The following is a 14,302-nucleotide window of genomic DNA, read 5'->3' as shown; positions in this document are numbered from 1 at the left end:
ATTCCGTCATCGCAAGGATTTGATTCGTTCGACCGCCGTGCTCTCGACACGCCGCGCCCGCGGCCCCCGCGACAGCAACCACCGCGCCGCACCGTCGAGCGACGTACACAGCACCAGATAGATCACCGCGACAAACAGGAAGATCGGCGCCGGATACACCATCAGCCGGTTGTTCACCTGCGTCGCGACGAACGACAGTTCCGGCACGCCGACGATATACGCGAGCGACGTGTCCTTCACGAGCGCGACCCACTGGTTGACGAACGACGGCGTCATGATCCGGATCGCCTGCGGCAGCAGCACGTAGCGCACCGTCTGCCAGCGCGTGAGCCCAAGCGACAGCCCGGCCTGCCATTGCCCGTCGCCCGCCGCGACGATCCCCGCATGCACCGCATGCGCGAGATACGCGCCGCCGATCAGCGCCAGCGCGCACACGACCGTCGCGAGCCCCGGTACATCCATGTGCAACAGCACGGGCATCAGGAAATACGTCCAGAAGATCAGCATCAGCACCGGAATCGCGCGAAAGAAGCCGATGAACGCGAGCAGCAGCACGCGCGCCGGGCCGCGCGCCAGCGCCATCGCGACGCCGAGCGCCACGCCGAGCACGGCCGACGCGATCGCGGATGCAAGCGCCAGCACCAGCGACAGCGCGGCGCCGCCGAGCGGGCCGTCCGGAAACGCACCGACCAACAGGTACGGCAGATTCGACAGAAGCAGCGAAAGGTCCATCGTCAGCGCCCCGCTCCGAGCCGGTCGCGCCATTGCGTGGCCGCATACGCACCGGCCTCGATCGCGGCCACCGCCGCGACGTACAGCAGCGTCGCGACGCCGAACGCGGCGAACGTCTTGAACGTCTCGGTCTCGACCTGCCGCGACGCATACGACAGCTCGGCCACGCCGATCGCCATCGCGAGCGACGAGTTCTTCACGAGATTCATGTACTGGCCGAACAGCGGCGGCAACGCGATGCGCACGGCCTGCGGCAGCACCACGTAGCGCAGCGACTGCATCGGCGTGAGGCCGAGCGCGGCCGCCGCATCGTGTTGCGCCCGCCGCACACCGCGCAGGCCGGCTTCGCATTCCTCGGCGACGAACGCGGCCGTATAGGCGCTCAACCCGACCCAGCCCGCAACGAATTCGAACGACGGCCACGCGAGCGTGAACGCGCCCGCGCTCACCGCATGACGCGCATTGAGCCACGCGATCCACGTGTCGGGCAGCAACGACGCGACGCCGAAATACCAGAACAGCAGTTGCACGAGCAGCGGCGTGTTGCGAAAAGCGACGACGTACGCGGCAGCGGCCGCACGCAGCGTCTTGCCGCGCGCATGCCGCATCACGGCGAGCAGCAGCCCGCCGACGGTCGCGGCAATCGCCGACGCGGCCGCGAGGCCGAGTGTCAGCAGGAATCCCTGCCAGAGCCAGGACAGATATTTGGGAGCCAACCCGAGCATGCTGTAGAGCGCGCACGGCGCGCGCGGTCGGATGAAAACGAAAAGCGCCGCGCGGCCGGTGTTCCGGCCGATCGCGGCGCGCGTGCGGCGAAGGTCAGGTCTTGTCGCCGATGCGGAAAATACGCGTGAGCGGCGTTTTCGTCGTCGGCCCGAACCATGCGTCGTAGATCTGCGTCGCGCGGCCGTTCGCCTCGAGCCCCTTCAACGTGTCGTTGACGAAGCCGAGCAGGCGCGTTTCGCCCTTCGGCACGCCGACGCCCATGTAGTCGTTCGAGATCGTGAACGCCGGGATCTCGTAGTTCTGCTTGTCGGGCACGTTCGCGAGCAGGCCGATCAGCTTCGGGCCGTCCTGCGTGATCGCCTGCACGTTGCCGGCGCGCAGCGCGGCGAACGCGAACGGCGTGTCGTCGTACGCGACGATCGTCGCCTTCGGGAATTTCTCGCGCAGCGTGATCTCGTTGGTCGTGCCCTTGTCCGCACCGACGCGCAGGCCGTTCAGCTGGTCGGCCGATTTCAGCACGCCCTTCTTCGCGAGAAATTGCTGGCCCGACGAGAAATACGGGATGCTGAAGTCGACCTGTTTCGCGCGCTCGTCGGTGATCGTGAAGTTCGCGAGCACGAGGTCGACCTTGCCGGACGTCAGGAACGGGATACGGTTCGCGGGGTTGGTCGGTTGCAGCTGCAGCTTCACGCCGAGCTTGTCGGCGAGCGCTTTCGCGTAATCGACGTCGAGACCGACGATGTGATTGCTTTTCGCGTCGACATAACCGAACGGCGGATTGCTGTCGAACGTCGCGACGCGCAGCACCCCGGCCTTCTTGATGTCGTCGAGACGGTCCGCATGGGCGACGGTGCCTGCGGTAACGAGCGCGACCCCGACGAGCCACGTAGCGAGCGTGTTGATTTTCATGAGCACGACCTGATTTGTTATGGAGGCCGCCGCGGATCGCGCGGCGGCACGGTTCGAAGAACATCGCGACGGAGTGTGTCGTCGCGAAGCCGCTAACGTATCAGCGCGTGCGGCGAATCCGAACCAACAAATGGTGCTTTGCTCTGCGGGTTTCGTGATGAGGCAGGCGGGCTGCGGGCACGCATTGTCGCCGTGCAAAAAAAAAGACGCCCGCTGCAAGCAGCGGGCGCGAATCCCAGTCAAGGAGGTGTCACACGAACTACGCAGTCAGATTAAGGAAATCGCCCGCCACGGACAACGAATCGATTTCCATATCGATATGACGCGGCACGCTCATGCCGGCACTTCGCGGGTCGAACAATGGATGCCGCCGCCGCCCGACGCGATGCCGAGGATGTCGACCTGCACGATCGCACGGTCCGCCGCATATGGCCGGATCGCGGCGACCGCGGCCGCGTCGGCCGCCGCGTCGTTGAACTTCGGCATGACGATCGCGCCGTTGCACGTATAGAAGTTGATGTAGCCGGCCGCGAAATGCGACATCTGCCGGTCGTTCAGCGTCGTGCCCGCCGACGTGCCGAAGTTGACCGGCGGCACGAGCTCGACGATCCGCAGCGGCCGGCCGTTCGCATCGGTCTGGCCAGCCAAGCGCTGCCGGTGGACGTCCGTCAACGCGCGTTCGCCGGTCGAATTCGACGCGTCGTAACAGCACGCGACCACGCCGGGTGCAAGAAAGCGCGCATAGAAGTCGACGTGACCGTTGGTGATGTCGCTCTCGCCGGCCGGCGTCGACGCACCGCCCGCGCCACCTGCGCCGCTGCCGCGCGGATAGGTCGCCGTGCCGGGCAGCCAGATGATCTTCCGCACACCGAGCGTGCGCTGCAGCTCCGCGAGCACGGTGTCGCGCGCCGTCGGCAGCAGCGTCGCGTTGGCGACTGCGCCGTTCGGGATCTCGAACAGTTGCGGGTTCCGGTTCACGTGCAGCACGGCCGACTCGGTGAGAATCGCCGTCGCTTCGCCATCGAATTCGATCGCGCCGCCTTCGAGCGTCAACGTGCTGCGGACCAGGTTCGCACCTTTCGTCTGCGCCATCCAGCCGGCCACCGTGCTGTCCTGGCTGAACGGCTGGAAGAACTTGCCGGCCTTCGACCGGTTGCTCGCGGGCGGGATCGTCGCCCCTGCACCCAGGCCGACGCCGTCGGTATTCGCGTTGCCCCATCCGTTGAAATTGAAGCTGACCGCGTTCAGCGCGTTGCCGTTCGCCGTGTCCCGGACGAACAGGCAGCCCGTGTCGCGGACCCAGAAATCGTTGAAACCGTCGGCGAGCGGCACGAGGGTGACGCCCCCCGTGCCAGCGGCGCGCGCCGCATAACGCGCATGCAGGTCGGGATTCGCGACGCTTGCCGTCGCGAGCAGCGCGCGGGCTGCGTCCAGATCGGCCGGCAACACCAGCATGTTCACCGGCTCGGTTGCGCCGATCGCCTTCGCGACGTCCATCAGGTCGGCCCGCACGCGATCGATGCCGGCGTCCGTGTTCTGCGGCGTGACGGGCGACCAGATGCCGTCCGCACCGGACGCGAACGCCATGTAGGTCGACGCGTGCCGCGCGTCTTCGGCCGGCAGCCGGTACACGGCCTGTCGCGCCGACGGCGTCGGCCGCGGCAGCGCGGAAGCCGCGGCCGATGCGTCATCACCGCCGCCGCATGCGGCCAGGCTGCCCAGCAGCGGCATGCCGAGCCATGCGGCCGACAACCGGATGAATCCGCGTCGGCCGGGTTCCGGCATGTGCGGCGCGGGCTGGCCCGTGCTTGCAAGGGTTTCTTTTTTCGTCATGTATGCCACTCCATTGCGCAATCGGCGCGCATGCGTACGCACCGGGGTCCGTCCTTCCAGACGGATTCCGCGCCGTTTATCAGTAGTTCGAATAGAATGAGAACGACCACGGCCCGACGGACCGGTCACGCAGGCCAGTCCGTGGCCGTGCTCAGGCAGGCTGTTGTTGCGTGGTGCAGTGGATCCCGCCGCCGCCCGCGGCAATGCCGTCGATGTTCAGCTGAATGACTTCTCGGCCGGGAAACAGGTCGACGAGCGTGTCGCGCGTATTGCGGTCGGCGCGGCTGTCGCCGAACTGCGGCGCGATCACCGCACGATTGCACACGTAGAAGTTGATGTAGCCAGCCGCGAACTCCGCGTTCTCGTACGTATGCCGCACCGTCTTCGGCCCCGGCAGCACGACGACCTTCAACGGGCGCCCTTTCGCATCGGTGGCTTTGCGCAGGATCTCCAGATGCTGCCGCGTCACCGCGTGATCGTACGATGACGGGTCCGTGTCGAGCCCGGCCACCACGACGCCCGGACTCGTGAAGCGCGCGTAGAAATCGGTATGCCCGTCGGTGATGTCCTTGCCCGCGATGCCGGGCAGCCAGATGATCTTCTTCAACCCGAGCAGGCGGCTCAGCTCGGCCTCGCACTGCGCCTGGCCGACGCCCGGATTGCGGTTCGAGTTGAGCACGCAACTGCGGGTGATGATCGCCGTGCCCTCGCCGTCCACCTCGATGCCGCCGCCTTCGAGCACCAGCTGTGTGTCGACCAGCCGGGCGCCCGCGCGCTCGGCAACGAACGGCGCGACTTCGGCATCCCGGTCATGTTCCTGCTTGTTGCCCCAGCCGTTGAAATTGAAGCTCACGCCGCCAAGCTGGCCGGACGCGTGCTTCACGAACACCGGCCCGGTGTCGCGCATCCAGAGATCATCGACCGGATGCTGGACCAGCTCGACCGACGAACCGCACAACCGAGATGCGATCGCATAGTCCTCCTCCCGCACCAGCATCTTGAGCGGTTCGTGCGCGGCGATCGCCTTCGCGACAGCCGCGAGGTTCTCGCGCACGACCGGCAGCAGCCGCGCGCCCCAGATGTCCTCGCTCGGGCCGAACGCCATCCACGTCGCCGTGTGCGGCGCGCCTTCGTCCGGCATGTGCCAGGTTGCGCCCTGCTGTGCGTGCGCGGCGCGGCCGAACAAGCCGCCCAGCGCGCTGGCGGCCAGTGCCGCGCCGGAGACGGACAGGCCGCGTTTCAACAGTTGACGTCGTGTGGTCATGGGATTCCTCTTTCGCTTGCCGGTTACTTCAATGGTTTCGGGGTGCGTCGTCACGGTCGCGCCGCCTTGAAGGCGAGCCACGTACGGCCTTCGAGCCGCATCACGGCCGGCGATTCGGCGATCGGCGTGAACAGTGTGCGTCGGGTCGCCGCGTCCGGATAGACGCCGGGATCGCGCACCAGCGCCGGGGCCATCAGCTTGAGCGCGGCCTGGTTCGCGTTCGCGTAGCGCGTTGCATTCGAGATCTTCGCGATCACGTCCGGGCGCAGGATGTAGTCGATGAACGCGTGCGCGTTGTCCGGGTGCTTCGCGGAAGCCGGAATCGCCATCGCATCGAACCACATCAGGCTGCCGATGCGCGGGATGTCGTACGCGATATCGCGCTTCGGATCGCGCGCCTTCGCCTTCTGCGCGGCCAGGTTGATCGCGCCGGAGAAGCCGACCGTCACGCACAGCTCGCCGTCGATCAGCTCGTTGGCGTCGGACGAGCCGACGAACTGGCGGATGAACGGCCGGATCTTCACCAGCATCGCCTGCGCGGCCGCGTAATCCTGCGCGGACGGATGCATCGGATCGCGGCCGATGTAGCGCAGCGCCAGCGGCAGCACCGTACTCGCGGCGTCCTGCAGGCCCAGCCCGCATTTCGCTGCGATGCGCGCCGCGATCGCCGGATTGAACAGCAGATCGAGGCTGTCGGCCGGCATGTCCTTGCCGAGGATCGCGCTCACCTTCGCCCGATCGTAGCCCACGCCCACGGTGCCCCACATGTACGGCACGCCGTACTGGTTGCCGGGATCGGATTGCGCCATCTGCTCGAGCAGCGACGGATCGAGATACTTCAGGTTCGGCAGCCGGCCCTTGTCGAGCTTGCGGTACACGCCGGCCTGGATCTGCCTGGCCATGAAATCGTTGGTCGGCCACACGAGATCGTAGCCGCTGTTGCCGGTCAGCAATTTCGACTGCAGCGTCTCGTCGCTGTCGTATGCGTCGTAGCGCACCTTGATGCCGGTTTCCTTCTCAAACGCGGACACCGTATCCGGCGCGAAGTAGTTGCTCCAGTTGTACAGGTTCAGCACCTTCTCTTCGCCGGCGCGGGCGGTACCGGCCAGCACGCACAACGCAAGTCCCGGCGCCGCGCAACGCAGCCATCCTTTCCGTTTCATCGCGGATTCCTTATTGATGACAGGACGACACGCCGTCGCTGGTCAGCAACGTGCGATACATCTCCGGGCGACGATCGCGGAAGAAACCCCACGACTGCCGGTCGGCGCGGATCGCATCGAGATCGAACGCATGCACGAGCACGGCTTCATCGGTACGATTCGCCTCGGCCTGCTTCTCGCCGGTGTGATCCGCGATGAAGCTCGACCCGTAGAACACCCCGGTCAGCCCCTGCTGCCGCGGATTGCCGTTGCCGAAGCCGACTTCGCGGCCGATCCGGTTCGCCGCCACCACCGGCACCATGTTGGCCGCCGCATGACCCTGCATCGTGCGCTGCCAGTGGCCGGCCGAATCGAACGCACTGCTGAACGGCTCCGAGCCGATGATCGTAGGAAAGCACAGGATCTCGGCACCCATCAACGCGAGACTGCGCGCCGTCTCCGGATACCACTGGTCCCAGCAGATGCCGATACCGATTCGCCCGAAGCGCGTGTCCCACACCTTGAAGCCGGTGTCGCCCGGCGTGAAATAGAACTTCTCCGTATAGCCGGGGCCGTCCGGGATGTGCGTCTTGCGATAGACGCCGAGCACGCGCCCGTCGGCATCCGCCACCGCGATCGAGTTGTACGCGGCATTGCCCGCGCGCTCGAAGAAGCCGATCGGCAGCACGATGCCGAGTTCGCCGGCCAGCGCCGCAAAGCGGGCGATCTGCGCGTTGCCTTCGAACGGCTGCGCGAGTTCGAGATGACGCACGTTCTGGTCGAGACAGAAGTACGGCATCGCGAACAATTCCGGGCACAGCACGAGATTCGCACCCTGGGCGGCGGCCGCGCGGATCAAACGCTCCGCGCTCGCCATGTTGTCTTCGAGATTCCAGCTGCCCGACGCCATCTGCACGGCGGCGACGGTGATGTGTTTGGACGGCATTGCGCTTGCTCCTCGGTGAGACGAGACGGGAAACCGCTGATCGAACGCCGCTCAATGCGCGACGGAAGGCTGCTGCTGCGTCGAACAGTGGATGCTGCCGCCGCCGATCGACAGCGTCGGAATCGGCAGCATCTCGATCTGGCGCGCCGGAAACGCGCGACCGAATGCGTCGCGCGCGGCCGCGTCCTGCTCGACGCCGAACGCGGTCGCGATCACCGCGCCGTTCACCAGAATGTAGTTCGCGTAGCAATCGCAGTAGCGCTCGGAGCCGAAGCGTTCGCTGACGATCGGCGACGGCAGGTCGAGCAGCTCGAAACGGCGCCCCGCCGCATCGGTCGCGAGCTCCAGCGCGCGGCGGTTTTCGCGCATCACGCGGAAATAGTCGCCCTGCTCCGGCAGGGCGGTCTGGCACAGCATCCGGCCCGGCGCGATGAACGACGCGATGCCGTCCACATGCCCGTTCGTCTCCACTTCGTCGGGGTTGCCCGGCAGCCACACGATCTTCTCGACGCCCAGCATGCGGCGCAGCTCCGCCTCGATCTCGGCGCGGCTCAGGTGCGGGTTGCGGTTCGGATGCAGCAGGCAGCTCTCGGTCGTGACCAGCGTGCCCTGTCCGTCGACGTAGAACGCGCCGCCCTCCAGCACCATGTGCGAATTGAAGATCTCCGCACCGGCCGCGCGCGCGATGTCCTGCCCGGCCTGCTGGCAACCGTCGTACGGCTGATACTTCTCGCCCCAGCAATTGAAGCGGAACACGGCCGCACCGAGCCCGTGTCGCTCGCTGACCAGGAAGATCGGCCCGCAATCGCGCAGCCAGTTGTCCTCGGCCGCGACCGGCAGCACGTCGACGCTCGCGCCCAGCAGCTCGCGCGCCGCGTCGGCCTGGCCGTGATGCACCGCCACCACGCAGCGCTGGTAACGCGCGATCGTCCGTGCGACCAGCGCGAACTCGCGGCAGACCTGCGCGTAATGCGCGCCCCACAGGTCCTCGCGATTGTCGAGCACCGGCCATCCGAGCCACGTGGCGTGCATGGATTCCCATTCGGCGGGCATCCGGTAACCGCGCTGGCGAGCATCAAAGCGACCCATCGATCCGACTCCGTTGTGATTGGATGGCCGATTGTGCGTCAGGTTAAACTTGATGAATATTGATATTTCTTGGCCGAATCAATCAATCTACTTCATACCTCGATGCAACGCGTTCCGTCCCTGAAACTACTGACCGGCTTCGAAGCCGCGGCCCGGCTGGGCAATTTCTCGCGCGCGGCCGACGAGCTGCACCTGTCGCAATCGGCGGTCAGCCATCAGATCCAGCAACTCGAGGCGCAACTCGGGCAGCCGCTGTTCCGCCGGCGCGGCCGCGGCGTCGAGCTGACGATCGCCGGCGAGGTCCTGCAGCGCAGCGTGCAGCGCGCGATGGACACGTTGCGCGGCGGGCTCGATCGCATCGCGACCTACCTGAACCCGGGGCTCGTCGTGCTGGTGTGTCCGGCCCCGTTGCTGCACGGTTGGCTGCAACCGCGCCTCGAGCAGTTGCAACAGGCGCTGCCGGACCTCTGCCCGCTGCTGTCGACCGACGAAACCGCGCGCTACGTCGACGAGATCGACGTCGACCTCACGATCGGCACGCGACCGCTGCTGCAGCCGGGCCTGCTCGATCTCCCGTTCATGTGCGACGAGTGGGTAACGGTGTGCGCGACGCCGCTGGCGGAGCAGCTCGCCCGCGTGCCGCGCGGCGAACACGCGCGGCACGCGGGGCTCATCTGCCTCGAGGCGAGCCTGACCGATGAGCGCATGGCGACGGTGTTTCGCGAGCAGTTGTCGGCATTCCGGATGCACGCAATCTACGACGACCAGCGGCTCGTGCTGGACGCCGTGCTGCGCGGTCGCGGCATCGCATGCCTGCCGCGCCTCGTCGCGCAGGCGGGCCTCGACCAGCATGCGCTGACCGTTCTCGCCGACTACCCGCGCCTGCCCGGCACCACGTGGTGGCTGTCGCGCATGGAAGGTCCGTCGCGCTCGCCGATCGTCGAGCGGATGTTCGACTGGCTGGTCGAGCAAGGCCGGGAATCGGGCGCAATCGACCCGGCAGCGCCCGCGTAACCGCACGCCGCAAAAAAAACGTCCCGCCAACCGGCGGGACGTTCGTCATGATGCGAGTACGCGCCACGCGCGGCCGATCACGGCTCGTGGCGCAGGTACCCTTCCTTGCTCGGATCGCGCATCCGCCACGACACGATCAGCGAGATCGCGCACAGCACGGTCACGTACCAGTAGAAGGTTTCCTCGCTGCCGATCGACTTGAACCACAGCGCGACGTACTCGGCCGAACCGCCGAAGATCGCGTTCGCGACCGCATACGACAGGCCGACGCCCATTGCGCGCACTTCCGGCGGGAACATCTCGGCCTTGATGAGGCCGCTGATCGACGTGTAGAAGCTGACGATCGCCAGCGCGACCGTGACCAGCACGAACGCGGCCACCGGGCTCGTCACGTCCTTCAGCGCATGCATCAGCGGCACCGTGCCGATCACCGCGAACGAACCGAACAGGATCATCGACGTGCGGCGGCCGATCTTGTCCGACAGCGCGCCGAACACCGGCTGCATCAGCATGTAGACGAGCAGCGCGACGGTCATCACGTTGCTGGCCGTCTTCGCGTGCATGCCGGCCGTGTTCACGAGGTACTTCTGCATGTACGTCGTGAACGTGTAGAAGATCAGCGAGCCGCCGGCCGTGAAGCCGACCACGGTGAAGAACGCGCCCTTGTGCTGCCATACGCCGCGGATCGTGCCGGCGTCCTTCTTGTCGCGCGACGCGCTCGTCGACGTCTCGTCGAGCGACTTGCGCAGGTACAGCGAAATCAGCGCGGCCGCCGCGCCGACCACGAACGGAATGCGCCAGCCCCATGCTTTCAGTTCGCCGGCCGACAGCGTCTGCTGCAGGATCACGAGCACCAGCAGCGCGCACAGCTGGCCGCCGATCAGCGTCACGTACTGGAACGACGCGAAGAAGCCGCGACGCCCCTTCAGCGCGACTTCACTCATGTAGGTCGCGCTCGTCCCGTACTCGCCGCCCACCGACAGCCCCTGGAACAGGCGCGCGACCAGCAGCAGCGCCGGCGCGAGCGCGCCGATCTGCGCATAGGTCGGCAGCACGGCGATCACGAGCGATCCGCCGCACATCATCAGCACCGAGATCATCATCGCCGCGCGACGGCCGTGACGGTCGGCGATGCGGCCGAACAGCCAGCCGCCGATCGGACGCATCAGAAAGCCGGCCGCGAACACGCCGGCCGTGTTCAGGAGCTGCGTCGTCGTGTTGCCGCTCGGGAAGAACGCCGGCGCGAAGTACAGCGCGCAGAACGAGTAGATGTAGAAGTCGAACCACTCGACGAGGTTGCCCGATGAGGCGCCGACGATGGCGAACACGCGCCGCCGGGTGTCATGCGCGGACAGCGCAGCTTGGTCGGTCTGGACGTCCATGGGTTGGTCTGTTCCTTTTAGTGCTTTCTGGGCGAGACGGCCGGGGCCGCCGCGTGCGGTCGCTCGTGGCACCGGTTCCGGCGCACGGCGCTACGAGATTTTAGCGAAATGTAAAGTAACAAGCGCTCCGGGTTCGTCCGGATGTAGAAAATTTTTCTCCCAGCACGCGTTCGTCATATGAAAACGCCAGCCCGAAGGCTGGCGTTCGATGCAAACATTTCCGAATGCGGCGACGATCACACGCGCACTTCCGGGGGCACGTAGCGGCACTCGTAGCGCTTGCGCACGGTGCCGGCCTCGTCGACGCTCTCCAGGTACACGTCGAACTGCCAGAGCCGCGCCATGTGCTTGAGCACTTCGTCGCTGTCGTTCGACAGGTGGCGGTTGTCGGTCATGAAATGGCGCAGCGTGAGGCTACGGTCGCCGCGCGTGTTGACGGCCCACACCTGGATGTTCGGCTCGCGGTGATGGATGTCGTACTGCCGCGACAACGCCTGCCGCACGTACTGGTAGCCGGAATCGTCGTGGATCGCCGATACCTCGAGCGAATCGCGCATGTCGTCGTCGAGCACCGAGAAGAGCCGCATCTCGCGGATCAGGTTCGGCGACAGGTACTGCGCGATGAAGCTCTCGTCCTTGAAGTTGCGCATCGCGTAGTGCATCGCCGGCAGCCACGGCGTGCCTGCGATCTCGGGAAACCACTTGTAGTCTTCCTCCGTCGGCGCTTCGCAGATCCGTCGGATGTCGCTCATCATCGAGAAACCGAGCGCATACGGGTTGATCCCGCTGTAGTACGGCTTCGTGACGGGCGGCTGGTAGACCACGTTGCTGTGCGAATGCAGGAACTCCATCATGAAGCCGTCTTCCAGCTTCCCCTGGTTGTACAGCGTATTGAGCAGCGTGTAGTGCCAGAACGTCGCCCAGCCTTCGTTCATCACCTGCGTCTGCCGCTGCGGATAGAAATACTGGCCGATCTTGCGGACGATGCGGATCACTTCCCGCTCCCACGGTTCGAGCAGCGGCGCATTCTTCTCCGCGAAATACAGCAGGTTCTCCTGCGGCTCGGACGGATAGCGGTCGTCCTGCTCCTCCGTCAGCTCGGGCTTCTTGCCCGGCAGCGTGCGCCACAGCTCGTTGACCTGCGACTGCAGGTACGCCTCGCGCTCGCGCCGCAGCGCCGCCTCCTTCGACAGCGACGGCTTTTGCGGCCGCTTGTAGCGGTCGACGCCGTAGTTCATCAGCGCATGGCACGAGTCGAGCAGTTCCTCGACGCGATCGAGGCCGTAGCGCTCCTCGCATTCGGCGACATAGTTCTTCGCGTACACGAGATAGTCGATGATCGCGTGCGCGTCGGTCCACAGCCGGAACAGGTAGTTGCCCTTGAAGAACGAATTGTGCCCGTACGCCGCGTGCGCGATGACGAGCGCCTGCATCGTCATCGTGTTCTCTTCCATCAGATACGCGATGCACGGATTCGAATTGATGACGATTTCGTAGGCCAGGCCCATCTGGCCGCGACGGTAGCTCTTCTCGGTCGCGAGGAAGTGCTTGCCGAACGACCAGTGACGGTAGTTGACGGGCATCCCGACCGACGCGTACGCATCCATCATCTGCTCGGCGCTGATCAGTTCGAGCTGGATCGGGTAGATGTCGAGCTCGTACTGTTCGGCGACCTGCGAGATGTGCGTGTCGTATTCCTCGAGCAATTCGAACGTCCAGTCGGACGGGCACGGCAACGGCTTGCGTTCGGCAACGTTCATACGCGCTTCCTTTTGCCCGGAGCCGGGCAAGTCGGCGGCCGGCGGCGGCGGTTCGGCCTGCACGCGTTGCTGCGGTGCGGCAGGGCCGGCCGTGTCGTCGCCGGAAGGGCGCGGCTCGTAGCCGCGCGACTCGTTGTGCAGATGGCGGGTCGTCATGACATTTCCACCTGCTTTTCGAACAATTCGCGAAACACCGGGTAAATGTCCGCAGCCGATTCCACTTTTTTCATCGCGAGATGCGGTTGCGACAGGGCCAGTTGTGCGTATTCCAGCCACAGATTCTGCTCTTCCGGCGCGACCTGGATATACGCGAAGTAACGCGTCTTGGTGAGGATATCCTCTTCCAGGATTTTGCGACACTTGGGCGAATCGTCAGTCCAGTTGTCGCCGTCGGACGCCTGCGCGCCGTAGATGTTCCACTCGGTCGGCGAGTAGCGCTCGTCCATCACCTTGCGCATCAGCTCGAGCGCGCTCGACACCACCGTGCCGCCGCTTTCGGTCGAATGGAAGAAGGTGTCCTCGTCGACTTCCTCGGCGCGCGTGTGGTGACGGATGAACACGACTTCGATGCGCTCGTAGTTGCGCTTGAGGAACAGGTAAAGCAGGATGAAGAAGCGCTTCGCGAGATCCTTGCGCTGCTCGTCCATCGACCCCGACACGTCCATCAGGCAGAACATCACGGCCTGGCTCGACGGTTGCGGCTGCTTCACACGGTTGATGTAGCGCAGGTCGAACGGATCGATGAACGGAATCCGCCAGATGCGCCCTTTCAGGTGATGGATCTCGGCCTCGAGCGTCGCGATTTCCGCGCGGCGGTCTTCGGGGTCGCTCTTCAGCGCTTCCAGCTGCGCCTCGAGCTCGCGCAGCTCGTTGACGAGCGGCGAGCCGAGCGCGATGCGCCGGCCGAGCGCGCTGCGCAGCGAACGCACGACGTCGATGTTGTTCGGCGTGCCTTCCGCCGACCAGCCCGCGCGCACGTTCTTCCAGCTCGGCACCGTCAGCAGGTGCGTCTTCACGAGGCGCGGCAGTTCGAGATCATCGAAGAAGTACTGCATGAACTCGTCGCGCGACAGTTCGAACACGAAGTCGTCCTGCCCTTCGCCCTCGTTGCTCGCCTGACTGCCACCACCGCCCGAGCCGCCCTGCGGACGCGGAATCTTGTCGCCGCGCACGTAGTCCTCGTTGCCGGGATGCACGTATTCGCGACGCCCGCCCGGCGCGTGCCGGAAATTCGGCTCCGCGATGTCCTTGCGGGGGATCGTGATGCTCTGCGTGCTCTGGATATCCTTGATGCTACGGTCGCGCACCGCGTCGGACACGGCACGACGAATGTAGTTCTTGACGCGACGCAGAAAGCGTTCGCGATTGGCGATGCTCTTGTTCTTGCCGGCCAGCCTGCGGTCGATGATTTGATGAAGCACTCCCGGTCTCCCGCTCGAAAATCGATCTGCCGGGGCACTCGCCGCGCATGCCGTCTGCCGTCATGCGGGCGGCGCCTCTGAAAG

At 65.8% G+C, this 14,302-nt stretch carries 12 protein-coding genes; 1 reads left to right on the top strand and 11 read right to left on the bottom strand.

Annotated features, from left to right (window positions below):
- Positions 1–6: 6 nt before the first annotated feature.
- The 8 genes from A9Z05_RS31380 to A9Z05_RS31345 form a co-directional block, all read right to left on the bottom strand.
- Complete coding sequence (locus A9Z05_RS31380; protein WP_069621457.1) at positions 7–732, bottom strand: amino acid ABC transporter permease; 726 nt, start codon at positions 730–732, stop codon at positions 7–9.
- Positions 733–734: 2 nt separating this feature from the next.
- Positions 735–1,457 carry an amino acid ABC transporter permease gene (locus tag A9Z05_RS31375; RefSeq protein WP_069621456.1) on the bottom strand — a complete coding sequence of 241 codons (723 nt, stop codon included), beginning with the start codon at positions 1,455–1,457 and terminating at the stop codon, positions 735–737.
- A gap of 94 nt (positions 1,458–1,551) precedes the next feature.
- On the bottom strand, positions 1,552–2,367 hold the full coding sequence (locus A9Z05_RS31370) for an ABC transporter substrate-binding protein (protein WP_006476062.1): 816 nt from the start codon (positions 2,365–2,367) through the stop codon (positions 1,552–1,554).
- Between the two features lie 333 nt (positions 2,368–2,700).
- Positions 2,701–4,200 carry an agmatine/peptidylarginine deiminase gene (locus A9Z05_RS31365; RefSeq protein WP_069621455.1) on the bottom strand — a complete coding sequence of 500 codons (1,500 nt, stop codon included), beginning with the start codon at positions 4,198–4,200 and terminating at the stop codon, positions 2,701–2,703.
- A gap of 151 nt (positions 4,201–4,351) precedes the next feature.
- Positions 4,352–5,464 carry an agmatine/peptidylarginine deiminase gene (locus A9Z05_RS31360; protein ID WP_069621454.1) on the bottom strand — a complete coding sequence of 371 codons (1,113 nt, stop codon included), beginning with the start codon at positions 5,462–5,464 and terminating at the stop codon, positions 4,352–4,354.
- A 50-nt stretch (positions 5,465–5,514) separates the two neighbouring features.
- Positions 5,515–6,627, bottom strand: coding sequence for a polyamine ABC transporter substrate-binding protein (locus A9Z05_RS31355; RefSeq protein WP_084044517.1), 1,113 nt, complete (start codon positions 6,625–6,627; stop codon positions 5,515–5,517).
- Positions 6,628–6,637: 10 nt separating this feature from the next.
- Complete coding sequence (aguB, locus tag A9Z05_RS31350; protein WP_062910660.1) at positions 6,638–7,552, bottom strand: N-carbamoylputrescine amidase; 915 nt, start codon at positions 7,550–7,552, stop codon at positions 6,638–6,640.
- Between the two features lie 51 nt (positions 7,553–7,603).
- The gene (locus A9Z05_RS31345; protein ID WP_069621453.1) at positions 7,604–8,641 is read right to left on the bottom strand and encodes an agmatine/peptidylarginine deiminase; all 1,038 of its coding nucleotides are present in this window, start codon (positions 8,639–8,641) and stop codon (positions 7,604–7,606) included.
- A 102-nt stretch (positions 8,642–8,743) separates the two neighbouring features.
- Between A9Z05_RS31345 and A9Z05_RS31340 the strand changes: the two genes are divergently transcribed.
- A complete protein-coding gene (locus tag A9Z05_RS31340) occupies positions 8,744–9,655 on the top strand; it encodes a LysR family transcriptional regulator (protein WP_069621452.1) in 912 nt (303 codons plus the stop codon).
- A gap of 77 nt (positions 9,656–9,732) precedes the next feature.
- Here the strand turns inward: A9Z05_RS31340 and A9Z05_RS31335 are convergent, their stop codons facing one another.
- The 3 genes from A9Z05_RS31335 to A9Z05_RS31325 all read right to left on the bottom strand — a co-directional run bounded on the left by A9Z05_RS31335 (position 9,733) and on the right by A9Z05_RS31325 (position 14,218).
- On the bottom strand, positions 9,733–11,037 hold the full coding sequence (locus A9Z05_RS31335; RefSeq protein WP_059584128.1) for an MFS family transporter: 1,305 nt from the start codon (positions 11,035–11,037) through the stop codon (positions 9,733–9,735).
- Positions 11,038–11,273: 236 nt separating this feature from the next.
- Positions 11,274–12,953: a SpoVR family protein gene (locus A9Z05_RS31330; RefSeq protein ID WP_069621451.1), complete on the bottom strand. Its 1,680-nt coding sequence runs from the start codon at positions 12,951–12,953 to the stop codon at positions 11,274–11,276.
- Entirely contained in the window at positions 12,950–14,218 is a 1,269-nt protein-coding gene (locus A9Z05_RS31325) for a YeaH/YhbH family protein (RefSeq protein WP_006476064.1), read from the bottom strand. The genes A9Z05_RS31330 and A9Z05_RS31325 overlap by 4 nt, the downstream gene beginning before the upstream one ends.
- Positions 14,219–14,302: the final 84 nt, after the last annotated feature.

The organism is Burkholderia sp. A2, from assembly GCF_001729305.1.
Classification (GTDB): Bacteria; Pseudomonadota; Gammaproteobacteria; order Burkholderiales; family Burkholderiaceae; genus Burkholderia; species Burkholderia sola.
The sequence above is the reverse complement of the archived record's forward strand: the minus strand, read 5'-3'. Positions and strand labels throughout refer to the sequence as shown.

Bases quoted from the DNA above. Each gene is read 5' to 3' on its own strand.
- aguB (WP_062910660.1), bottom strand. From the start codon at position 7,552: ATGCCGTCCAAACACATCACCGTCGCCGCCGTGCAGATGGCGTCGGGC.
- A9Z05_RS31335 (WP_059584128.1), bottom strand. From the start codon at position 11,037: ATGGACGTCCAGACCGACCAAGCTGCGCTGTCCGCGCATGACACCCGG.
- A9Z05_RS31355 (WP_084044517.1), bottom strand. From the start codon at position 6,627: ATGAAACGGAAAGGATGGCTGCGTTGCGCGGCGCCGGGACTTGCGTTG.
- A9Z05_RS31360 (WP_069621454.1), bottom strand. From the start codon at position 5,464: ATGACCACACGACGTCAACTGTTGAAACGCGGCCTGTCCGTCTCCGGC.
- A9Z05_RS31370 (WP_006476062.1), bottom strand. From the start codon at position 2,367: ATGAAAATCAACACGCTCGCTACGTGGCTCGTCGGGGTCGCGCTCGTT.
- A9Z05_RS31340 (WP_069621452.1), top strand. From the start codon at position 8,744: ATGCAACGCGTTCCGTCCCTGAAACTACTGACCGGCTTCGAAGCCGCG.
- A9Z05_RS31345 (WP_069621453.1), bottom strand. From the start codon at position 8,641: ATGGGTCGCTTTGATGCTCGCCAGCGCGGTTACCGGATGCCCGCCGAA.
- A9Z05_RS31375 (WP_069621456.1), bottom strand. From the start codon at position 1,457: ATGCTCGGGTTGGCTCCCAAATATCTGTCCTGGCTCTGGCAGGGATTC.
- A9Z05_RS31365 (WP_069621455.1), bottom strand. From the start codon at position 4,200: ATGACGAAAAAAGAAACCCTTGCAAGCACGGGCCAGCCCGCGCCGCAC.
- A9Z05_RS31330 (WP_069621451.1), bottom strand. From the start codon at position 12,953: ATGACGACCCGCCATCTGCACAACGAGTCGCGCGGCTACGAGCCGCGC.
- A9Z05_RS31380 (WP_069621457.1), bottom strand. From the start codon at position 732: ATGGACCTTTCGCTGCTTCTGTCGAATCTGCCGTACCTGTTGGTCGGT.